At 70.9% G+C, this 21,209-nt stretch carries 19 protein-coding genes; 10 read left to right on the forward strand and 9 right to left on the reverse strand.

The window, feature by feature from the left end; translation table 11 throughout:
- Positions 1 to 24 precede the first annotated feature (24 nt).
- The gene (locus PV396_RS14580; RefSeq protein WP_319204555.1) at positions 25 to 1,020 is read left to right on the forward strand and encodes a WxL protein peptidoglycan domain-containing protein; all 996 of its coding nucleotides are present in this window, start codon (positions 25 to 27) and stop codon (positions 1,018 to 1,020) included.
- 32 nt (positions 1,021 to 1,052) lie between these two features.
- Here the strand turns inward: PV396_RS14580 and PV396_RS14585 are convergent, their stop codons facing one another.
- The 4 genes from PV396_RS14585 to PV396_RS14600 form a co-directional block, all read right to left on the reverse strand.
- Positions 1,053 to 1,271 (reverse strand): hypothetical protein, encoded by a 219-nt coding sequence (locus PV396_RS14585; protein WP_319204557.1) that lies wholly within the window; start codon positions 1,269 to 1,271, stop codon positions 1,053 to 1,055.
- A 297-nt stretch (positions 1,272 to 1,568) separates the two neighbouring features.
- Entirely contained in the window at positions 1,569 to 1,970 is a 402-nt protein-coding gene (locus tag PV396_RS14590) for a peptidase M23 (RefSeq protein WP_319204559.1), read from the reverse strand.
- A 237-nt stretch (positions 1,971 to 2,207) separates the two neighbouring features.
- On the reverse strand, positions 2,208 to 2,546 hold the full coding sequence (locus tag PV396_RS14595) for a P-II family nitrogen regulator (RefSeq protein ID WP_319204561.1): 339 nt from the start codon (positions 2,544 to 2,546) through the stop codon (positions 2,208 to 2,210).
- Positions 2,543 to 3,880 (reverse strand): ammonium transporter, encoded by a 1,338-nt coding sequence (locus tag PV396_RS14600; RefSeq protein WP_319205515.1) that lies wholly within the window; start codon positions 3,878 to 3,880, stop codon positions 2,543 to 2,545. Before PV396_RS14600 ends, PV396_RS14595 begins: the two co-directional genes overlap by 4 nt.
- 249 nt (positions 3,881 to 4,129) lie before the next feature.
- On the opposite strand from PV396_RS14600, the gene era reads away from it, so the two are divergent.
- Complete coding sequence (gene era, locus PV396_RS14605) at positions 4,130 to 5,113, forward strand: GTPase Era (protein ID WP_319204564.1); 984 nt, start codon at positions 4,130 to 4,132, stop codon at positions 5,111 to 5,113.
- 199 nt (positions 5,114 to 5,312) lie between these two features.
- The gene (locus tag PV396_RS14610) at positions 5,313 to 6,128 is read left to right on the forward strand and encodes an acyl carrier protein (RefSeq protein ID WP_319204567.1); all 816 of its coding nucleotides are present in this window, start codon (positions 5,313 to 5,315) and stop codon (positions 6,126 to 6,128) included.
- Positions 6,129 to 6,219: 91 nt separating this feature from the next.
- Here the strand turns inward: PV396_RS14610 and PV396_RS14615 are convergent, their stop codons facing one another.
- Entirely contained in the window at positions 6,220 to 7,068 is an 849-nt protein-coding gene (locus PV396_RS14615) for a helix-turn-helix transcriptional regulator (RefSeq protein WP_319204569.1), read from the reverse strand.
- A 122-nt stretch (positions 7,069 to 7,190) separates the two neighbouring features.
- On the opposite strand from PV396_RS14615, the gene PV396_RS14620 reads away from it, so the two are divergent.
- Positions 7,191 to 8,045 carry an NAD(P)-dependent oxidoreductase gene (locus PV396_RS14620; protein WP_319204572.1) on the forward strand — a complete coding sequence of 285 codons (855 nt, stop codon included), beginning with the start codon at positions 7,191 to 7,193 and terminating at the stop codon, positions 8,043 to 8,045.
- A gap of 18 nt (positions 8,046 to 8,063) precedes the next feature.
- On the opposite strand, the gene PV396_RS14625 is transcribed toward PV396_RS14620, so the two are convergent.
- From PV396_RS14625 to PV396_RS14640, 4 genes are all read right to left on the reverse strand, one after another.
- On the reverse strand, positions 8,064 to 9,296 hold the full coding sequence (locus tag PV396_RS14625) for an MFS transporter (protein ID WP_319204575.1): 1,233 nt from the start codon (positions 9,294 to 9,296) through the stop codon (positions 8,064 to 8,066).
- A gap of 109 nt (positions 9,297 to 9,405) precedes the next feature.
- On the reverse strand, positions 9,406 to 10,770 hold the full coding sequence (locus tag PV396_RS14630; RefSeq protein ID WP_319204577.1) for a GH1 family beta-glucosidase: 1,365 nt from the start codon (positions 10,768 to 10,770) through the stop codon (positions 9,406 to 9,408).
- A 112-nt stretch (positions 10,771 to 10,882) separates the two neighbouring features.
- Positions 10,883 to 11,149 (reverse strand): protealysin inhibitor emfourin, encoded by a 267-nt coding sequence (locus PV396_RS14635; RefSeq protein WP_319204579.1) that lies wholly within the window; start codon positions 11,147 to 11,149, stop codon positions 10,883 to 10,885.
- Positions 11,150 to 11,205: 56 nt separating this feature from the next.
- Positions 11,206 to 12,288 (reverse strand): M4 family metallopeptidase, encoded by a 1,083-nt coding sequence (locus PV396_RS14640; RefSeq protein ID WP_319204581.1) that lies wholly within the window; start codon positions 12,286 to 12,288, stop codon positions 11,206 to 11,208.
- A 380-nt stretch (positions 12,289 to 12,668) separates the two neighbouring features.
- On the opposite strand from PV396_RS14640, the gene leuA reads away from it, so the two are divergent.
- The 6 genes from leuA (at position 12,669) to PV396_RS14670 (ending at position 21,194) form a co-directional block, all read left to right on the forward strand.
- Positions 12,669 to 14,399, forward strand: coding sequence for a 2-isopropylmalate synthase (leuA, locus tag PV396_RS14645; protein ID WP_319204583.1), 1,731 nt, complete (start codon positions 12,669 to 12,671; stop codon positions 14,397 to 14,399).
- A gap of 221 nt (positions 14,400 to 14,620) precedes the next feature.
- Positions 14,621 to 15,343, forward strand: coding sequence for a TerB family tellurite resistance protein (locus tag PV396_RS14650; protein ID WP_416071400.1), 723 nt, complete (start codon positions 14,621 to 14,623; stop codon positions 15,341 to 15,343).
- Between the two features lie 236 nt (positions 15,344 to 15,579).
- Positions 15,580 to 17,670 carry an MMPL family transporter gene (locus PV396_RS14655; protein ID WP_319204587.1) on the forward strand — a complete coding sequence of 697 codons (2,091 nt, stop codon included), beginning with the start codon at positions 15,580 to 15,582 and terminating at the stop codon, positions 17,668 to 17,670.
- Positions 17,667 to 19,028 (forward strand): sensor histidine kinase, encoded by a 1,362-nt coding sequence (locus PV396_RS14660; RefSeq protein WP_416071401.1) that lies wholly within the window; start codon positions 17,667 to 17,669, stop codon positions 19,026 to 19,028. The genes PV396_RS14655 and PV396_RS14660 overlap by 4 nt, the downstream gene beginning before the upstream one ends.
- The gene (locus PV396_RS14665; RefSeq protein WP_319204589.1) at positions 19,025 to 19,693 is read left to right on the forward strand and encodes a response regulator transcription factor; all 669 of its coding nucleotides are present in this window, start codon (positions 19,025 to 19,027) and stop codon (positions 19,691 to 19,693) included. Before PV396_RS14660 ends, PV396_RS14665 begins: the two co-directional genes overlap by 4 nt.
- A 202-nt stretch (positions 19,694 to 19,895) precedes the next feature.
- Positions 19,896 to 21,194, forward strand: a complete 1,299-nt coding sequence (locus PV396_RS14670) for a sialidase family protein (protein WP_319204591.1) — start codon at positions 19,896 to 19,898, stop codon at positions 21,192 to 21,194.
- Positions 21,195 to 21,209: the final 15 nt, after the last annotated feature.

The raw sequence follows: 21,209 nt of genomic DNA on the forward strand, positions 1-21,209 counted from the left end.
GGGTCCGCACCCATGTTGCTCCCGATGCGCCGTAAGCCGTACGTCCTTCTCGCGCTTCCCCTGTTCCTGCTGGCGGCGCTCGGCACGTCACTTCTGACGTCCGCCCCCGCCCGCGCCGCCGACAACGGCAGCTGGTCGGTCTATCCCATCGCCTCCGCCGTGGCGCAGCGCCCGTACTTCTACCTCTCCGCCGATCCCGGTACGACGGCCCAGGACAAGGTCACCGTCGCCAACAAGACTGGCGAACCGCTCACCTTCCGGCTGTACGCGGCCGACGCCTACAACACCGCCCGCGACGGCGGGTTCGCGATCCGCACCGCCGAGGAGAAGCAGCGCGGCGTGGGCGCCTGGGCCCGGCCCGCGACGTCCCGGGTCACCGTGCCCCCGCACAAGTCCGTCACCGTGCCCTTCACCCTCAAGGTGCCCGAAGGAGCCGAACCCGGCGACCACGTGGGCGCGTTGGTCGCCCTCGACGAACGGATCGACAAGGGCGACGGCTCGCTGGCACTCGGCGTGCGGCGCGCGGTCGGGGCGCGTGTGTACCTGCGCGTGAACGGGCCGGCCGTCTCCGCGATCGCCGTCGAACGGGTCAGTATCAGCCACCACCAGCCCCTCGTCCCCGGCCTCGGCGACAGCACCACCACGATCTCCTACACCCTGCACAACACCGGCAACGTCACCCTCGACCCCCGGGTGGAGGTGCGGGCCCAGGGCCTGTTCGGCCGTACGCTGCTGGCCCGCGACCTCACCCGCATCCCCTCCGAGCTGCTGCCCGGCCAACGGGTCCGGCTCACCGAACCCTGGCACGACGCACCCCAACTCGACTGGGGAGACATCACCTTGACGGCGTCCGCCAAGGACACCCGGGAGTCGGCGAGCGTGTCCTTCTTCGCGCTGCCGTGGCTCATGGCGGTGGTGCTGGTGGTGTTCGGCGTGGTGGGGACCGTCCTGGCGGTCAGGGCGCGCCGGGCGCGCCCCGGAAAACGCGCGCGCCGCGACGACCACACGCAGGCCGCCTAGGTCGGACGGCCCGTACCCCCGTGTACCGCGGACTACGGGTACTCGCAGTACACGGGGCTGGAGGCGGTCTCGACCGGCACGCCGGGCACCGGACCGTCGTTGGAGCCGCCGCTGACGTACACGGCGCTCACCCAGCCCAGCCAGCCCTGCGGCGTGACGATCTCGACCCAGTAGTGGTTGTAGTAGGAGCCGTCGGAGACGCGGTCGCCCCACTTCTGGCAAGCGCCTGCACGTTGACGTTGGTGAGCCACTCCTGCGTGGCGAGTCCGCAGGTGGTGCTCGCGCACTGACGCACCCGCACCTGGCTGCCCCAGATGTGGACGGACGAGGTCGAGACGTCGGCCTGCGCGGGGGCCGACATCAGCCCCAGTACGGCGGTCAGGCCGAGCAGCGTGGCGCCGAGCGCCGCAGGGAGAACAGACGGGTCAAGGACTTCGAGGACACAGCGGGTGCCCCTCTCGGTGTCGGTGGACGGATGGTGACGTGCCGACCGGAGGACGGCGGCCACGGGCCCCTCGGACGAGCGTCCGTGCCACCGTCCTCGCAGGTCACTGGCAGAACGAGTCGGTGGACAGACCGGGTACCGGCTGGTCGTTGTCGCCGCCGCGTATGTACACCGCGCTGATCCAGCCGATCGGGCCGCCCGCGTTCACCTGCACCCACCAGTTGTTGCGGTAGGGGCCGTCCACGACCGCGGAGCCCTGGCGCTGGCAGAACGCCGTCACATACCGTCTGCCGATCTGCGCGCCGGAGATCGGCGGGCAGGCCGCGGAGGTTTCCGGGCACGCCCGTACGTTCACACCGGTCGCCCACACGTACACCTGGGCGTCCGCCGTGGTCGCCTGAGCCGGGCTGGGGACCAGCAGGGGAAGCGCGGCGGCCGTCGCGACGGCGCCGGCCGGGATCACGCGCCGCAGTGAACGCGCCGCCGCGCGCAGGTTGCTCGTCATTGTCGTCTCCTCGCTCAGTGACTGCTCGTCACAGAGCGGACGGAGCGAGGACCCGTCCCGTATGAGTGCCGCAGTGCGCGTTTTACGCGGAGGGTGCCCGGCCGGCCGGACGCGGGGCCGCCCGGCGCGTCGCCCGGATGCCCGCGCGCCCGGCACCGGGGCAGCACCAGACCGGCCCGCCGCTACCCGCTCACGCGGCGTGGAGGCCGGAGGGTGAAGTCCTCCTCCTCGGCCTCCTCAGAGCGCGTCCGGACCGCGTTCGCCCGTCCGGACCCGTACGACCGTCTCCACCGGCAGGGCCCACACCTTGCCGTCCCCGATCTTCCCCGTCCGCGCGGCCTTGACGATCGCCTCGATGGCGGCGTCCGCCTCCGCGTCGTCGACGACGACCTCGATACGGACCTTGGGGACGAGGTCGACCTGGTACTCGGCGCCCCGGTACACCTCGGTGTGCCCGCGCTGACGCCCGTACCCGCTGGCCTCGGTCACGGTCAGACCGTGCACGCCGAGTTCCTGGAGCGCGGTCTTGACCTCGTCGAGGCGGTACGGCTTGACGATCGCGGTGATGAGCTTCATTCCTGGCTCGTGACCTTCTGCGCGGAGGAGTGGGAGGAGTGGGAGGAGGGGGAAGAGAGGGACGCGGACGAGACGGGGGCGCCGTGGCCCAGGACGCCGTGATCGTATGCCGTCTCGGCGTGCACCGTAAGGTCGAGGCCGGTGTGCTCCTCGTCCTCGCCCGCCCGGAAGCCCATGATCCTGTCGATCAGCTTCCCGATGCCGTACGTGAGGGCGAAGGCGTACGCGCCCACGACCACCACGGCCACCGCCTGCCTGCCGAACTGCCCCAACCCGCCCCCGTACAGCAGCCCCTCGGCCCCGCCCGTCATGGACTCGGTGGCGAAGACGCCGATCAGCAGCGTGCCGATGACTCCGCCGACCAGGTGGACGCCGACGACGTCGAGCGAGTCGTCGTATCCGAACCTGAACTTCCATCCGACGGCGTACGAGCAGACGACACCGGCGGCGAGCCCGACGACCAGCGCGCCCAGAAGCGAGACCGACCCGCAGGACGGAGTGATGGCCACCAGACCGGCGACCGCGCCGGAGGCCGCGCCCAGGGTCGTGGCGTGGCCGTCGCGGCGCTGCTCGACGAAGAGCCAGCCCAGCAGGCCGGTGCAGCCGGCGGCGAGCGTGTTGAGGAAGGCGGCGGCGGCCAGCCCGTTGGCGCCGAGCGCCGATCCGGCGTTGAACCCGAACCAGCCGAACCAGAGCAGACCGGCGCCCAGGACGACCATGGGGAGGTTGTGCGGTCGCATGGCGTCTCGCCTGAACCCGATCCTCGGGCCGAGGACCAGGCACAACGCCAGTCCTGAGGCACCGGAGGTGATCTCGACGGGAAGGCCGCCGGCGAAGTCGAGGGCGCCGAGATGTTCGAGGATCCAGCCGCCCGGCCCCCACACCCAGTGCGCGACGGGAACGTATACGAGCAGCGCCCACACGGGCACGAAGACCAGCCACGCCCCGAACTTCGCCCGGTCGGCGACCGCGCCGCTGATGAGAGCGGCGGTGATGATCGCGAAGGTGAGCTGGAAGGTGGCGAAGAGGAGAGTCGGGACGGTGCCCTGCACGCTGTCGGGCCCGAGCCCGGCCATGCCCGCGTGCTTCAGGCCGCCGAGGAGTCCGCCGCCGATGTCGTCCCCGAAGGCCAGCGAGTAACCGGCGGCCAGCCACACGACCGTGACCAGGGCGATCGACACGAAACTCATCATCAGCATGTTGAGCACGCTCTTCGTGCGGACCATGCCGCCGTAGAAGAGGGCCAGGCCCGGGGTCATCAGGAGCACGAGGGCGGTGGCGGCGAGCAGCCAGGCGGTGTCGCCGGTGTCGATCCGGGCGGCGGCCAGGGTCACGGTGGTCTCGGGGGGCACGGTGTCTCCGGTCTCTCGGACGAGGGCGGGGCGAGGGCGGTCGAGGGTGGGGGCTCGTCAGAGGGTCACCGGTGTGCGTTTCGGGTTCCGTACGGGGGTGTTTCCGGCACGTTTCGTGTTGCGCGGGCGTTTCCGGAAGCTCACCGGGTGCCCCGGCGGGGTGCCCGGCCGGGCACCCCGGAGGTGCCTGGAGGGGCTCGGCGTGCGGTGGGTCTCCGTGGATCAGGGACAATGGGCGCCATGAGTGTCCGTACCCCGTCATCCGAGCCGACCGAGCCGACCGAGCCGTCGAAGGCCTCGGCCGCGCACCGCGCCGGTTTCGCCTGCTTCGTGGGCCGCCCCAACGCGGGCAAGTCCACCCTCACGAACGCTCTGGTCGGCCAGAAGGTGGCGATCACCGCTGACCAGCCGCAGACGACCCGGCACACGGTACGGGGCATCGTGCACCGCCCCGACGCGCAGCTGATCCTGGTCGACACCCCGGGACTGCACAAGCCGCGCACCCTGCTCGGCGAGCGCCTGAACGACGTGGTGCGTACGACCTGGGCCGAGGTCGACGTCATCGGCTTCTGCCTGCCGGCGAACGAGAAGCTCGGCCCCGGTGACCGTTTCATCGCGAAGGAACTGGCGGCGATCAAGAAGACGCCGAAGATCGCGATCGTGACGAAGACCGACCTGGTCGAGAGCAAGGCACTGGCCGAACAGCTCATCGCGATCGACCAGCTCGGGCGCGAACTGGGCTTCGAGTGGGCGGAGATCGTGCCCGTCTCGGCGGTCGCAGACCAGCAGGTGGACCTGCTGGCCGACCTCCTCGTCCCGCTGCTGCCCGAGGGCCCGGCGCTCTACCCGGAGGGCGACCTCACGGACGAGCCCGAGCAGGTCATGATCGCGGAGCTGATCCGCGAGGCCGCGCTGGAGGGCGTACGCGACGAGCTTCCGCACTCGATCGCGGTCGTCGTCGAGGAGATGCTCCCCCGGGAGGACCGCCCCGCCGACAAGCCGCTCCTCGACATCCACGCGTTCGTCTACATCGAGCGGCCCAGCCAGAAGGGCATCATCATCGGCCCGAAGGGCAAGCGGCTGAAGGACGTCGGCATCAAGAGCCGCAAGCAGATCGAGGCGCTGCTGGGTACGCCGGTCTATCTGGACCTCCATGTGAAGGTCGCGAAGGACTGGCAGCGCGATCCGCGGCAGCTGCGGAAGCTGGGCTTCTGAGGGCGGCGGGTCCTCGGCCCGTCCGCCCGCCCGGCGCAGTTCGACTTTTCCCGCCCACAGCCGTGTAACAGTGGCCGTACGGGTACAACTTGCACCCCGCCTCGCGTGTCGAACCTGGTGTGTCGCACACCCGCGTCGCGGCGGAACCGGTGCCGTCCGGCGCAACTCCTCCAGTCCCGACCGTACTTGGAGTTGAACCGTGCCCAGGAACCTGATGTCGACGCGGCTTGCCGCAACCGCCGCGCTCCTGCTCGCCGCAGGCGCCCTGTCAGTACCCGCCGCCGCCTCGGCGAAGCCGGCGGACGCCGCTCCGGTCCGCGCCTACAAGCTGACGGTGACCACCAACCCCACCAGCACCCACTTCTACAGTCGCCGCGTCAACGTCACCGGCACCCTCACCAAGGCCGACGGCACCCCGGCGCCCAACATCCCGATCGCCGTCAAGGAGGCCATCCTCTTCGACTCGTGGAACCCGTGGGGTGACCCGATCGACCCGACCGATTACGAGACGCGCGACCTGGGCAACCCGGTCACCGACGCCAACGGCAGGTTCAGCATCCGCAACGTGGACATCGACCACGTGTCCACCAGCAGCCTGCTCGGCGTCCGCCACCAGGTGGAGATCTCCGCCTTCTGGGACGAGGACGGCAACTACAACACACCGATGGACGGCTACTACGCGGACACCAGAGTGACCGTCAAGCCCAAGGTCAGCGCGGTCACCTACTCGGTCAACAAGCGCAAGGTGAAGGCGGGGACCATCCTCACCGTCCAGGGCAAGGTCATCCTCCCCAGGGGCGTCCAGCGCGAGGGCACGGAGGTCTTCCTGCAGACGTACTGGGAGAACCAGTACCGCGTGAAGACGACCGCCGAGGAGGACGGCTTCTTCGTGATGTCCGTCCGCGTCCGCGGCTACGACAACAAGTTCGTACTCCGCACGGCTCCGACGGACCTCTACGTGTCGGGCGCCACGAAACGTCTCCCGATCATCAACACGTCCCTCCCTCGCAGGTAGCCCCGACGGGTCACTTCCCCTCGAGGAGGTGACCCGACTGGTGTCGAGCCTCAGCACGCCCGGCTGGAACAACCAGCTCCCGGGGCCCGCCTCACACCCCCTGCGCCGACATGTCCTGTACCCCCAACACCCGCAGCAACCGCAGCCGTTCGTACGACTCCGTGCCCGGGCGGGCCGTGTGCACGATCAGGAGCTGGTGGTGGTCGGGGGCCAGCAGGATCTCGCAGTCCAGTTCCAGGACGCCCACCACCGGATGCACGAACCGCTTCGTCGAAGCCCGTCGTACCGCCACCTCGTGCGACTCCCACAGGCGGGCGAACTCCGCGCTCCTCGACCGCAGTTCGGCCACCAGCGCCGCCGGTACCGGATCGTCGGGGCGGGCCGCGGCGACCGCCCGCAGGTTCGCCACGTGGGAGCGCGCGTGCTCGGCGACGTCCTCCGGCGGGAACAGGGTCCGGGCGGTCGGGTCCGTGAAGAACCGGCGTACGAGGTTCCGTTCGCGCGGTGGACGGTCCGACACGTCCCCCGACAACGCGCTCGCCATCGCGTTCTGCGCCAGGACCTCGCCGCAGTCGGTCACCACCTGTGCCGGGGTGTCGTGCAGCCGGTCGAGGATCAGCAGCAGGCCCGGCCGTACATGCCCGGACGGGCTTTCGCGCCGGGGCGGCTCCTCGCCCGACAGATGGAAGAGGTGGTCCCGTTCGTCGTCGGTGAGGCGCAGCGCCCGGGCCAGGGCGGTCAGCATCTGGCGCGAGGGGTGTGGGCCCCGGGACTGCTCCAGGCGCGTGTAGTAGTCCACCGACATACCGGCGAGCGCCGCCACCTCCTCGCGGCGCAGACCGGGCGTACGACGGCGGGCGCCGGACGCGAGGCCCACCGCCGAAGGCTCCAGACGGGCACGCCCATGGCGCAGGAAGTCGGCGAGTTCGGCTCGGTTCACCCCTCCAGGATGTCGCCGGCCGCCCGGCTTATCCAGGGACTGCTGATCCCCTGATCGACGGGTCTCTCCCGCGCACGGCGGCTTCGCCGGAGGGTGGTGGCACGAGACCGGAGGAGAAGATCATGCTGACACTGGTGACGGGTACGACGGGACAGGTCGGCCGGCGCTTCCTGCCGAGGCTGCTCGCGCAGAGCAGGCCGGGGGAGCAGGTACGGGTCCTGGTGCGTGACGCGGCCCGTGCGGAGCGCGCCGCCGAGCTGGGTGCCGAGGTCGTGGTCGGGGACCTGCGCGACACGGAGGCGCTCGGCAAGGCGGTCGCGGGGGTGGACGCGGTCGTGAACGTCGCCGCCTCCTTCCGGGGGGTCCCGGACGAGGAGGCGCGGGCCGTCAACCTGGACGCGGCGGTGGAACTGGGCCGCGCCGCGCTGGCCTCGGGAGTGGGGCGGTTCGTGCAGGTCAGTACGGGGCTCGTGTACGGCGCCGGACGTGGGCGCCCGTTGGTCGAGGAGGACGAGTCCCGGCCCGGCGGTCCGATGTGGGGTGCGTACCCCGACTCGAAGGCGGCGGCCGAACGCCGACTGCTCGCGCTGGAGGGACTGGACGTCCGTGTCGGCCGGCTCCCCTTCGTCTACGGGGAGGGCGATCCGCACCTGGCCCAGTCGTTGATGTGGGCCGCGCACTGGGCGGCCGCCCAGCGGCTGCAGATGGCCCACCACACGGACGTCGCCCAGGGCCTGCTCCGCATCCTGCACGCGCCGGGCATCGCCGGCCGGATCTACAACATCGGCGACTACGCCCCCGTCACGGCGGTCGAGCTGCACCAGCTCAACGGGGTGGAAGTCCCCGCCGAACTGTACGAGAACACCGACCCCGACCCGTGGTTCGGGATCACCTCAACGGACCGTATCCGCAGGGAACTCGGCTTCCGCCCCCTGTACCCCAGCGTCTACGCGGCCCGGGACGCCGGCGCCCTGTGAGCCGGCCGCCCCTTCCCCTCAGTCGACCCCCCTGATCCGCCCCACCAGCACCGCCCCCGCCAGCCCGATCACCGCGGCCACCAGGTACAGCACCCGGTATCCGCCCAGATAGGTGACGATCGGCGCGGCCAGGGCGGGGGCCGCGACCTGGGGCAGGGCGTTGGCCACGTTGATGACGCCCAGGTCCTTGCCCCGGTCCAGTGCCTTCGGCAGTACGTCCGTCATCAGGGCGAAGTCGACCGACGTGAACACCCCGAAGCCGATCCCGAGGACCGCCGACGCCACGATCGCCCCCGGCCAGGTCTGCCAGCCCGCCAGTGCCGCCGTCGCCACCGCCATCAGTACGCCCGACCAGATCACGAACGGCTTGCGGCGGCCCACCCGGTCGGACCAGACCCCGCCGACGACGACCGTGGCGACCAGCGTCACGCTGTTCACCGCCGTCAGGACGAGGACGCCCTGCTCGGGGTCGGCGTAGTCGAGGCGGTCGCGCAGGTAGTACAGCAGGTACAGCAGCACCAGCGCGTTGCTCAGGTTGATCAGAAACCGGGTCAGCCATGCCCAGCCCAGGTCCGGATACCGGCGCGGACTCAGCCAGAACCCGGCCAGGAAGGTACGCCAGGACCACACCGGCACGTCCTCGGGCCCGATCCGCAGATCCTTGTGCCGCAGTACGTACGGCAGCACCCCCAGCAGCGTGAACGCCGCGCACGCCGCATAGCCCGCGCCCACCCCGCCCGCGACCGTCGCAAGGCCCGTCCCGCCGACCACCCCGAGGATCTGCGCGACGCCCAACCAGCCGCCCACAGAGCCCCGTTGGAGGCGGGGGACGCGGTCGGGAACGGCGGCCGTGACGGCGGCGAAGGCCGCGTTCAGCGTCAACTGGACCAGGCACCACCCCGCCACCATCGTCCACGGCCCGCCCGCCCCCGCCAGCAGCAGCAACGACAGCGCGCCGCCCGCCGCACCGGCCACGATCCACGGCGTACGACGGCCCCGGCGCGACGTCGTACGGTCCGACAGCGCGCCGAAGAACGGGTTCGCCACCAGCGACACCAGGGCGCCCGCGCCCGCCACCCATGCCAGCAGGGTCTCCTTCGACATCCCCGTGCCGGGCGCGAAGTCCTCGGCCTGGGAGGCGAGAAGGATCTGCAGCGGCCCGAACCAGCCCACCCAGATCGCCCCGTTGGCGAGCGACAGCGAGGCGGTCCACCCCCGCCCGACCCTCCCCCAGTTCTCGGCTTCGCTCAAACCGGGGGGACCCCCATCACGGGCTCGGCGAGCGCGGGCGCCACCCTCCCCGCGGCCCCCTGACGCCCCCTGCGCCTCCTCCGCGCCCTCGGCCGTCGTCATCTCCGGGTCACCGTCCCGCCCCCTCCGGCTCCTCCTGGCGCTGTGCCCGAAGGAGATCCCTGAACCAGCCGTACGAAGCCTTGGGCGTCCGCGTCAGAGCGGAGGGGTCCGCGAAGTCCACGTGGACCAGACCGAACCGCCGCGCATACCCCTCGGCCCACTCGAAGTTGTCCAGCAGCGACCACACGAAGTAGCCGCGCACATCCACGCCCGCCTCCAACGCCCGGTGCACCGCCCGGACATGACCGTCCAGGTAGGCGATCCGGTCCTGGTCGTCGAGCCCCTCGTACGAGCAGCCGTTCTCGGTGATGACGACGGGCGGCAGCCGGTCGCCGTACCGGTCCCGGAAGGTGGTGAGCAGCTCGGTGAGCCCCTCGGGTACGACGGGCCAGCCGAAGTCCGTCACCGGCACGTCCGCTATCTCCTGTACGGAGAAGGGGAGTTCGGCCGGGATCGTCAGACCGCCGAACTCGATGTCGGCGCCCTGCGGCGCACCCACCTTCGTCGGCGCGTAGTAGTTGACGCCGTAGAAGTCGAGCGGCTCCGCGATCACCTTGAGGTCGGCCGCCACGTCGCCCGGCATCAACTCGCCCAGACCGTCCGGGTATTCGCCCAGGAGAATCGGGTCGGCGAACAGCCGGTTGAGGAGGAGGTCGTAGAACCCGGCCGCCTCGAGGTCGGCGGGCTCCTGCGACGCCGGCCAGGTCGGCCCGTGCGAGTTGGCGATCCCGATGTCGGTGGCCCCGGCTGCGCGGAGGGCCCGTACGGCCAGACCATGGCCGAGGAGTTGGTGGTGGGCGGCCGGCAGCGCGTCGAACATCAGCTGCTTGCCCGGCGCGTGCGCGCCCAACGCGTGCCCGAACAGGGTGTGTTCGGCGGGCTCGTTGATCGTGATCCACTTCTTCACGCGGTCCCCGAGCCGCTCGGCGACGACGCTCACGTACTCGGCGAACCGGGACGCCGTGTCCCGCTCCAGCCAGCCGCCCTTCTCCTCGAGGCTCGCGGGCAGGTCCCAGTGGAAGAGGGTCGGGACGGGACGTACGCCCGCCGCGCACAGCTCGTCCACCAGCCGGTCGTAGAAGTCCAGGCCGCCGGGGGAGTTCACCCGGGTCCAGGAGACGGAGAAGCGGTACGCGTCCACGCCGAGGCCGGCCAGCAGGGCCACGTCCTCGGGGTAGCGGTGGAAGTGGTCGCAGGCCACCTCCGCCGTCGAGCCGTCCTTCACCCGGCCGGGCTCGGCCGTGAAGGTGTCCCATACGGACGGTTCGCGCTGGTCCGCCGCTCCCTCGATCTGGTGTGCCGAGGTGGACACACCCCAGAGGAAGCCGGCCGGGAACTGGGGTATCGGGTTGATCGCCATGCGCCGGATCATGGGTACCGGGGGTAACGGGTGTCAACGGCCGGGAGTGAACGTCCCCTTACGTGCAGTCCGCCGACCGTACCGGCACCCGTTATGCCCCCTCTGTCTCCCGTCCCTCTCCGTTCTACGCTCCCTCTTTCAACACCCTTGAGATCAGCTTGCGTTGCTCCTCGGTGAGCCGGGGATCGGCGCAGTACACCGTCCTCCCGTCCACCGTGATCTCGTAGGCGAAGCCGTCCGGAACCCCGGCCGGGCGGGTGCCCCGGCCGGCCGCGACCGCCTGCTCGGCGAGGGCCTGCCACTCGTGGGCGTCGGACCGGCCCGCGGTGTCCACCTGGGCGTGCCGCTCGATACCCGCGAACCCGCCCGTACGTCTCACCTGAATACGCATAGTCCCTGTCTAGTACGAGAACGGCTCCGGCACGAGTGCGGCTCTCCGGCGTGCGGCTACAGGCGGGGCCGGGGTGTGGTGGGCACGCCGACCCGCTCCCACGCCTTCGTCACGGCCTGGAGTTCCTCCCCGTCGCCGTAGCGCCGGCTCGCGGTGGCCACGGTCAGCTGGGCGAAGTCGTCGAAGAACGCCCGCTCGCCCAGCTCGCCGCCGGTCAGCACGTCGTACCAGATCTGTCCGGCCCGCTCCCACGCGTTGCCGCCGAGCGCGGTGGCGACGAGGTAGAAGGCGTGGTTGGGGATGCCGCTGTTGATGTGGACGCCGCCGTTGTCGCGGCCGGTGCGGACATAGCCGTCCATGGTCGAGGGCTGCGGGTCCTTGCCGAGCACGTCGTCGTCGTACGCGCTGCCCGGTTCCTTCATGGAGCGCAGGGCCGTGCCGGTGACGCCCGGGGCGAGCAGGTCCGCGCCGATCAGCCAGTCGGCCTCGGCGGCGGTCTGGCCGAGGGCGTACTGCTTGATGAGTGAGCCGAAGACGTCCGACATCGACTCGTTGAGGGCGCCCGGCTGGCCGTAGTACGTGAGGTTCGCGGTGTGCTGGGTGACGCCGTGGGTGAGCTCGTGGCCGATGACGTCGATCGAGTTGGTGAAGTCGACGAAGATCTCGCCGTCACCGTCGCCGAACACCATCTGCCTGCCGTCCCAGAAGGCGTTGTTGTAGCCCTCGTCGTAGTGGACGGTCGCGTCGAGCGGCAGGCCGTCGCCGTCGATCGAGTGGCGCTGGTACGCCTTGAGGTAGAGGTCGAAGGTGGCGCCCAGGCCGGTGTAGGCGCGGTTGACGCTCGCGTCCTGGCCGGGGTCCGAGCCCTCGGTGCGCACCTTCGTGCCGGGCAGCTCGGTGCGGTGCTCGGCGTCGTAGATCGTGCGCAGCGGCTTGTCGGAGGGGGCCTTCACGGCCGGGGCGGCGAACAGACCGAACTCGGCGGTGATGCTGCGCTGGGCGCGCTTCTCGGCGTCGAGCAGCAGTGTGCGCTGCGCGGGGCCGGAGAGAGCGGGGTCCTCGTGACGGGCGAGCGTGTGGAGGAGGTGCGGCGGAACGATCGTGCAGAAGACGGGCTCAAAGCCCCCGTTTGTCGTCATGCCCGGCACCCTTGCACCGCGTCATACGACTGTCACTACCCGCAACCATGATTGGTGAAATACCGGGATAAGCGGCACATCGCTCAGTGACGGAGTGGTATGAGCTGGGTGACGGCTGCGAGGGCGGCCCGGTGCGGCGTGTGGGATGGCGCACTTTTTGCCCTTTTTGTTCTTCGGCTCCCCCATACTGGCAGTCCCGCATAGTGATACAGGCCCGCGCCCCCGGTGCGGCTCGGCTAGCATGCTTCGCATCATGCGTTACGGGCTGCTCCTCCTTAGCTGCCGCGGTGAGGGTCTGCAATAGAGGCCGACCCCCTCCCCGCGGAGTCTGGCGTTGCGCCGTCGGCCGTCCTTCAGGACACCACGAGGAGCCCCGCATCATGGCCCACAGTGCCAATCGCCAGCAGCCCACTTCCATGCCGATCCACAAGTACGGCCAGTACGAGCAGGTCGACATCCCCGACCGCACCTGGCCCGGAAAGCGGATCACTACCGCCCCCCGCTGGCTCTCCACGGACCTGCGCGACGGCAACCAGTCCCTGATCGACCCGATGTCCCCCGCCCGCAAGCGCGCGATGTTCGACCTGCTGGTGAAGATGGGCTACAAGGAGATCGAGGTCGGTTTCCCGGCGTCCGGGCAGACGGACTTCGACTTCGTCCGCTCGATCATCGAGGACGAGGGCGCGATCCCGGACGACGTCACCATCTCCGTACTGACCCAGGCCCGCGAGGACCTGATCGAGCGGACCGTCGAGTCCCTGAAGGGTGCCAAGCGGGCCACGGTCCACCTCTACAACGCGACCGCGCCCGTCTTCCGCCGGGTCGTCTTCCGCGGCTCCAAGGACCAGATCAAGCAGATCGCCGTCGACGGCACGCGCCTGGTCATGGAGTACGCCGAGAAGCTGCTGGGCCCCGAGACGGAGTTCGGCTACCAGTACAGCCCCGAGATCTTCACCGACACCGAGCTGGACTTCGCCCTGGAGGTCTGCGAGGCGGTCATGGACGTCTGGCAGCCCGGCCCGGGCCGCGAGATCATCCTCAACCTGCCTGCCACGGTGGAGCGTTCGACCCCGTCGACGCACGCGGACCGCTTCGAGTGGATGGGCCGCAACCTGACCCGCCGCGAGCACGTCGTCCTGTCGATCCACCCCCACAACGACCGCGGTACGGCCGTCGCCGCCGCCGAACTGGCGCTGATGGCCGGCGCCGACCGCGTCGAGGGCTGTCTGTTCGGCCAGGGCGAGCGCACCGGCAACGTCGACCTGGTCACCCTGGGCATGAACCTGTTCTCGCAGGGCGTCGACCCGCAGATCGACTTCTCCGACATCGACGAGATCCGTCGTACGTGGGAGTACTGCAACCAGATGGAGGTCCACCCGCGCCACCCGTACGTGGGCGACCTGGTCTACACGTCCTTCTCCGGCTCCCACCAGGACGCCATCAAGAAGGGCTTCGACGCCATGGAGGCCGACGCGGCCGCCAAGGGCGTCACCGTCGACGACATCGAGTGGGCGGTCCCCTACCTGCCGATCGACCCGAAGGACGTCGGCCGCTCGTACGAGGCCGTGATCCGGGTCAACTCGCAGTCCGGCAAGGGCGGAATCGCGTACGTCCTGAAGAACGACCACAAGCTGGACCTGCCGCGCCGGATGCAGATCGAGTTCTCCAAGCTGATCCAGGCGAAGACGGACGCCGAGGGCGGCGAGGTCACGCCGAAGGACATCTGGACGATCTTCCAGGACGAGTACCTGCCGAACCCCGAGAACCCCTGGGGCCGTATCCAGGTCAGCGCAGGGCAGTCGACCACCGACAAGGACGGCGTGGACACCCTCACCGTCGAGGCCGAGGTCGACGGCGTCGAGACCACCCTGGTGGGCACGGGCAACGGCCCGATCTCGGCCTTCTTCCACGCCCTGCAGGGTCTGGACATCGACGCCCGGCTGCTGGACTACACCGAGCACACGATGAGCGAGGGCGCCTCCGCGCAGGCCGCCTCCTACATCGAGGTCGCCATCGGTGACAAGGTCCTGTGGGGCATCGGCATCGACGCCAACACGACCCGCGCCTCCCTGAAGGCGGTCGTCTCCGCCGTCAACCGCGCGGGCCGCTGACTCACCCGACGGGCTGGTTTCAGGTCCCGTCCGCCCACTGTGGCGGGCGGGACCGCCGTCGTTTACCGGCCAAACCAAGGGCGGGTCATAGGCAGGTCTGGTCCTGGGTACTGACTCCACATCAACAATGTGGCTAACATCACGCCAGCGCGGCAGTGTTGCCGGTGGGGGTACCTCCCGCGCCTTGCAGCAGGCAGTGGGGGAGTTACCGGAGGTGCTACGTGCTCCCAGGACAGCGACGACACGGCCGAGGCAGCCGGGACCGCCGAGTCGTGCGTGGAGGCCGGACGGCGCGCGTCCTGGGCTCCCGTACGGTCTGGGCCGGTGTCGGTGACGGAGAGTTCTTCTGTCCCGGCTGTGGCGGCGACCGCAACTACCAGCGCCTGACCGGCCGTCGGCGCTTCACCTTTCTGGGCGTACCGATTCTGCCGCGCGGCGAGACCGGCCCGGTCGTCGAGTGCGCGGCCTGTCAGAGCCACTTCGGCACGGACGTCCTCGACCACCCCACCACGACCCGCTTCTCCGCGATGCTGCGCGACGCGGTCCACACGGTCGCCCTCGCGGTCCTCGCCGCCGGCGGCACCCAGGCCCGTCTCACCCTGGAGACAGCGGTGACGGGCGTCCGCGCGGCCGGCTTCGACGACTGTACGGAGGACCAGCTCACGGCCCTCGTGGAGGCGCTGGCCGCCGACACCGGCCGCCTCTTCGGCCCGCCGTGCGGCCCCGGTCTCGCCATAGAGCTCCACGAGGCCCTGGACCCCCTGGCCCCCCACCTCGCCGCCCCCGGCCGCGAATCGATCCTGCTCCAGGGCGCCCGCATCGCCCTGGCCGACGGTCCGTACACCCCTGAGGAACGCGACGTCCTGGCGACGGTCGGCGCGGCACTGACGATCTGCGCGGACGACGTGACCCGGCTGCTCGAGGCGGCACGTACGCCGTCGTGACACCTGCGGCACACGTGCGGCACGTACGCCGTCGTGACACCTGCGGCACACGTGCGGCACGTACGCCGTCCTGACACCCCCACACCCCCACTACTCCCCAGGGAGTAGCGGCCCCTCGCGGCCACCCCCGGGAGTACCCCCGAACTCGCCCTCCCGCGCGACGAATCCACGCCCCGGCGACGGAATTCTGGTGAGCGTCATCCACCCGGATGTCCGGACGAGGGGAGGGCCTCGACATGGGGGCCGCAAAGACACTGACGGGCGCGGCACGGCGCAGGCGAACCGTGCCCTGGCTCGTGCTCGGGCTGTGGGTCGGGGTGCTCGCGATCGTGGGGCCGTTCGCGGCGAAGCTCTCCGAGGTGCAGCACAACCGCATCACCGACTACCTGCCGTCGAACGCCGACTCGACCCAAGTTGCCCGTATCCAGGACCAGTTGCCCGGCGGCGAGACCACCCAGCTGGTCCTCGTCTACCACCGCGACAGCGGACTCACCGCAGCCGACAAGGCGACGGCGGCCGGGCAGGTCGACAAGGTCGCCGGCGAGCACGTCCTGACGGCCACCCCGCAGGGCGTACCGTCCGCCGACGGCACCACCCTCATGTACCCGGTGAGCAGCAACGAGCCCGGCACCGACGAGAAGAAACGGGACGCCCTCGTCCACGACGTACGCGAAGTCGCCCACAGCCAGGGCGGGTTGAGTGTGGAGGTCGGCGGGCCGGGGGCGATGGCCACCGACGCGGCCTCGGTCTACAACTCGCTCGGCGGACCCCTGCTCTACACCACCGTCGCCGTGGTCGCCGTCCTGCTGATCCTCATCTACCGCAGCCCGGTGCTGTGGCTGGTCCCGCTCGTCGTCGCGGGCATCGCCGACTTCCTGTCGATGGGTGTCGCCTACGGCCTCAACCAGGCCTTCGGTACGACGGTTTCCGGCCAGAGCTCGGGGATCATGACGATCCTCGTCTTCGGCGCCGGCACGGACTACGCCCTCCTCCTCGTCTCCCGCTACCGGGAGGAACTGCGCCGGATCGAGCGCCCGTACGACGCCATGGTCGCCGCCCTGCGCGGCTGCGGACCCGCCGTCCTCGCCTCCTCCGGCACGGTCGCCGCCGGGGTGCTGTGCCTGCTCGCCGCCGACCTCAACTCCAGCCGCAGCATGGGCCCGTTGGGCACCGTGGGCGTGCTGTGCGCGCTCGTCGCCATGCTGACCCTGCTCCCCGCGATCCTCGTCCTCCTCGGCCGCCGGGTGTTCTGGCCGCTCGTCCCCGCGTACGGCAGCACGCCCAAGGCGCGCCGGCTGTCGCTGTTCGCCGCGATGGGCAGCTCCGCCGGACGCCGGCCCCTGGTGGTCCTCGCGAGCGGTGCCGTCCTGCTCGGCGCCCTCGCCCTGGGTGTCCTGAACCTGCCCGGTCCGGTGAAGCAGGAGGACGCCTTCGTCGACAAGCCGGAGGCCGTCGCCGCGATGCAGACCCTCGCCAGGGCCTACCCCGACCGGGGCACCCAGCCCATCAGCGTCATCACCCCGGCCGGACGGGCCGACGAGACCCTCGCGACGATTCGGGGCGCCGACGGCATCAGCGACGCCCGCGAGGGACGTACCGGATCCAACTGGACCGAGATCACCGTGTTCGCGAAGGACGCGCCCCAGTCGGCCGCCGAGACCGCGACCATCGAACGGCTGCGGAAGGAGCTCAAGGGCTCCTACGTCGGCGGACCGAGCGCCCAGCAGATCGACCTCATCGACACCAACGCGCGTGACGTGTGGGTCGTCGTACCGATCGTGCTCGTCTCCGTGCTGCTGATCCTCGTCGCGCTGCTGCGCTCGCTCGTCGCGCCGCTGATGCTGGTGGTCGCCGTGGTCGCGGTGTGGGGGGCCTCGCTCGGCATCGGTGGACTGGTGTTCGGCCCGCTGCTCGGCTTCGAGGGCACCGATCCGGGGCTCGGCCTGCTGTCCTTCGTGTTCCTCGTCGCCCTCGGCGTCGACTACGGCATCTTCCTCATGCACCGGATGCGCGAGGAGGCGCTGGGGGGCGCGGATCCGGTCGCCGCCGCGCTGACCGCGCTGCGGACCACGGGCGGGGTCATCGCCTCCGCCGGGCTCGTTCTCGCCGCGACCTTCGCGGTGTTGACCAACATGGGCCTCGTCCAGCTTGTCGAACTGGGCTTCGTGATCGCGGTCGGCGTGCTCCTGGACACGTTCCTCGTCCGGACCTACCTGGTGACGAGCGCGAGCGTGGCACTGGGCCGGCGGGTGTGGTGGCCGGGCGCCCTGTCCCGCAGGCCCGACCCGGCCGCCGTACGACAGGAACGGCAGCCGGAAACCGTATGACAACCGTCGTACGAACGAGCGGGCGCCTCTCCCTGACGGTGGGGCGCCCGCTGACGGAGGATGGGGCCGTGTACTCAACCACCGTAGGAGCGGCTCCTGTTGGGTGGGGCGAGCGGATCATGGCGGCGATCACCCGCGACCCGCGCAGCGCCCCGCACGCGCTCCGCAACGACGCGCTGCTCGCGCTGACGGGCGCTGTGCTCGCCACGGTCCTCGCCCTGTTCACCGACGGAGGAGGCAGCCGCCCGGACACCCTCGACGGAGGCGGCCGTCCGGACGCGCTCGGCTGGGCACTGCTGCTCGCCGCGTACGCGCCGATCGTGTGGCGCCGCCGCAGTCCGATGCTGGTGCTCGTCGCCGTGGTGGCGCTCGTCGTGCCCTACCACGCGCTCGACTACAACCACACCGCGCCGACCCCGGCCTCCTACGTCGCGCTGTACACGGTCGCCGTCACCGGCCGCCCCCTGCGCACGATCGCGACGGGCGTCGTGGTCCTCGGTATCTCCCTGAGCGTGATGCTCACCGTGAGCATGCACCAGGCCGTCGAACTGCTGCGGATCTCCGGCTGGGTCGTCGCGGTGCTCTTCTGCGGCATCGACGTCCGCTTCTACCGCCAGTACGTGTCCGCCATCGTCGAGCGCGCCGAACGGGCCGAACGCACCCGCGAGGAGGAGGCCCGCCGCCGAGTCGCGGAGGAGCGCCTGCGCGTCGCCCGCGACCTGCACGACCTGCTGGCCCACACCATCACCCTGGTGGGGGTCCAGACCTCGGTGGCCGCCCACGTCCTGGCCGCCGACCCGGACCGCCTGGACCGCGCGGCCGTGGCCAAGGCCCTCGACGACATCGCCGACACCTGCCGAACGGCACGCGGCGAGCTGCGTACGACGCTGGAGGTACTGCGGGAGGGCCAGGGGGTGGGCGAGAGAGCGGGCGACGGGCGTGGCCCCCTGCCCGGGCTCGACGGCCTCCCCGACCTCGCGGAGACGGCACGGGCGTCGGGCGTCGAGGTCGAACTCACGGTACGGGCGGACACGGCGCCGCCTGCCGTGGGCGCGGCCGCCTACCGGATCGTGCAGGAGGCGCTCACGAACGCCGTACGACACGGGGGACGGGAGGATCTGACGGTACGAGTGCTGCTGTACGGGGGGGAGGGCGCGTTGCGCGTCGAGGTGACGGACGACGGGGTCGGGGCGTGCGCGGGTGACATGTCCGGCGGCGGCTTCGGCCTGGTGGGGATGCGGGAGAGGGCGCGCAGCGTGGGCGGCACGCTGGACGCCGGGCCGGGGGAGGACGGGGGGTTCATGGTGAGCGCGGTGCTGCCGGTGCCGGTGAAGAGGGAGAGGGTGGGGGGAACGTGACTGCCATTCGTGTACTGCTCGCCGACGACCAGACGCTCGTTCGGGCCGCGTTCGCGATGCTCGTCGAGTCGGCGCCGGGCATGGAGGTCGTGGGGCAGGCCGGTACGGGCCGGCAGGCCGTCGAGCTGGCCCGCAGCGCCCGCGCCGACCTGGTCGTCATGGACCTGCGCATGCCCGACCTCGACGGTATCGAGGCGACCCGGCTGATCGCGGCCGACGAGGACCTGGCGGGCGTGAAGGTGCTCGTCCTGACGACGTACGACACGGACGAGCACGTGGTGGAGGCGCTGCGCGCGGGCGCGTCCGGCTTCCTGGTCAAGGACACGCGGCCGGCGGACCTGCTGGACGCGATCCGCACGGTGGCTGCGGGCGAGGCCCTGCTCTCCCCCGGCCCCACGGCCCGCCTGATCGCCCGCCTGCTGCGCAACGCCGAGGCACCCCCGCCGACGGGCGGCCCCGAATGTCTGTCGCAGCGGGAACGCGGGGTGCTGAGGCTGGTCGCGCGGGGCCTCAACAACACGGAGATCGCGGAGACGCTGGGCCTGAGCCCGCTGACCGCGAAGACCCACGTCAGCCGGATCATGGGCAAGCTGGGCGCGCGGGACCGGGCGCAACTGGTGATCGTGGCGTACGAGTCGGGGTTGGTGACGCCGGGGGCGGGGTGAGGGGCCGTTCTGAGGACCGGGTCAGCCGTTCTGAGGGCCCGGGGGAGTGGCGCAAAGGGGTCGGGTGGGCGTGCGGGTACGTATGTTCCGTACGCGCCACGCATGGTGACGGACCGTCAGCGCAGTTACTGTCACTTCCTGTCGCCGTCGTCGTATTCGGCACCCCACGCACCGACTCGACTCCACTCCGCGAAGGAGAGCGATGCCCCCCTCAGTCGCACCCCGCTGCGCTGTACCCGCCCTGCGTCGTACCCTGCTCGCCGCGATCACCGGCGCGGCCCTGCTCACCGGTACCGGAATCGCCACCGGCCTCACCACGCCGACGGCCCAGGCGGACACCCGCTCCTCCCACTCCTCCTGCGACTCGTCCGTCCCGTACGTCGCGGGCCAGGGCGGCTACGACACCTACCGCATCCCCGCCACCGTCACGACCGGCAAGGGCACCCTCCTGGCCTTCGCCGAGGGCAGGCACAACGGTGCGGGCGACAGCGGCAACATCGACGTGGTCCTGCGCCGCTCCACGGACGGCGGCTGCAGCTGGGGCCCGCTGTCGGTGGTCGCCGCCGGGGACGGTGACACGCGGGGCAATCCGGCGCCGGTGGTCGACCAGAAGACGGGGCGCATCGTCCTGGTGACGTCGTACAACGACGGCGCGGTGACCGAGGCCCAGATCATGCGGGGTGAGGCGACCCCGCAACAGAGCCGCAGGGTCTTCGTCCAGACGAGCACCGCCGCGAACGACGGCCGCAGCTTCACGCCGCCGCGCGACATCACGGCCCAGGTGAAACTGCCGAACTGGCGCTGGTACGCGACGGGGCCTGGGCATGCCGTTTATCTGTCGAGGGGCGCGCACGCGGGGAGGATCGTGATCCCGTCCAACCACTCGGCGGCCCCGCCGACGGGCTCGTCCGACACCGGTCAGGAGTCCAGGTACTACGGCGGCCACGCGATCTACAGCGACAACGGCGGCGGCACCTGGCACCTGGGGTTCGTCGACGCCTCGTACGACGGCATCGTGAACGCCAACGAGACGAGCGCGGCCCAACTCCCGGACGGCAGGCTGTACTTCTCCTCAAGGGACCAGAACGGCCTGATGCCGGGGAACCGGTTGGACGCGTACTCGAGCGACGGCGCGGAGTCCCTGGACCACCCGTACACCGTTCAGCCGACCCTGAACGACGTCCCGATCGTGCAGGGCAGCGTGCTTCAACTACAGGATTCCTCCGAGACGTTGCTGTTCTCGGGCCCCTCGGACCCCACCGCACGCCGGTCGATGGCGATCTGGCGGAGCGGGGACGGGGGAGAGACCTTCGCGAAGGTGCTGACGCTGTCGGACCGGAGGGCGGCCTACTCGGATCTGGTGCGGGTGGATGAGCAGTTGGTGGGCGTGCTGTACGAGACGGGGGTTGCGGGGACGTACGAGTCGATCGAGTTCCGCCGGGTGCCGGTGAACGAGGTGGGTGAGGTGACCGGGGTGGGTGAGGCGGATGAGATGGGCTGACGGGAGCCGACGCGC

Origin of the sequence: Streptomyces sp. ME02-8801-2C (assembly GCF_033793965.1) — a bacterium.
GTDB lineage: Bacteria > Actinomycetota > Actinomycetes > Streptomycetales > Streptomycetaceae > Streptomyces.

Excerpts from the sequence above, each read along its gene's own strand:
- PV396_RS14580 (WP_319204555.1), top strand. The coding sequence starts at position 25 with ATGCGCCGTAAGCCGTACGTCCTTCTCGCGCTTCCCCTGTTCCTGCTG.
- PV396_RS14655 (WP_319204587.1), top strand. The coding sequence starts at position 15,580 with ATGGGGGCCGCAAAGACACTGACGGGCGCGGCACGGCGCAGGCGAACC.
- leuA (WP_319204583.1), top strand. The coding sequence starts at position 12,669 with ATGGCCCACAGTGCCAATCGCCAGCAGCCCACTTCCATGCCGATCCAC.
- PV396_RS14590 (WP_319204559.1), bottom strand. The coding sequence starts at position 1,970 with ATGACGAGCAACCTGCGCGCGGCGGCGCGTTCACTGCGGCGCGTGATC.
- PV396_RS14630 (WP_319204577.1), bottom strand. The coding sequence starts at position 10,770 with ATGATCCGGCGCATGGCGATCAACCCGATACCCCAGTTCCCGGCCGGC.
- PV396_RS14595 (WP_319204561.1), bottom strand. The coding sequence starts at position 2,546 with ATGAAGCTCATCACCGCGATCGTCAAGCCGTACCGCCTCGACGAGGTC.
- PV396_RS14670 (WP_319204591.1), top strand. The coding sequence starts at position 19,896 with ATGCCCCCCTCAGTCGCACCCCGCTGCGCTGTACCCGCCCTGCGTCGT.
- PV396_RS14640 (WP_319204581.1), bottom strand. The coding sequence starts at position 12,288 with ATGACGACAAACGGGGGCTTTGAGCCCGTCTTCTGCACGATCGTTCCG.
- PV396_RS14660 (WP_416071401.1), top strand. The coding sequence starts at position 17,667 with ATGACAACCGTCGTACGAACGAGCGGGCGCCTCTCCCTGACGGTGGGG.
- PV396_RS14620 (WP_319204572.1), top strand. The coding sequence starts at position 7,191 with ATGCTGACACTGGTGACGGGTACGACGGGACAGGTCGGCCGGCGCTTC.
- PV396_RS14635 (WP_319204579.1), bottom strand. The coding sequence starts at position 11,149 with ATGCGTATTCAGGTGAGACGTACGGGCGGGTTCGCGGGTATCGAGCGG.
- era (WP_319204564.1), top strand. The coding sequence starts at position 4,130 with ATGGGCGCCATGAGTGTCCGTACCCCGTCATCCGAGCCGACCGAGCCG.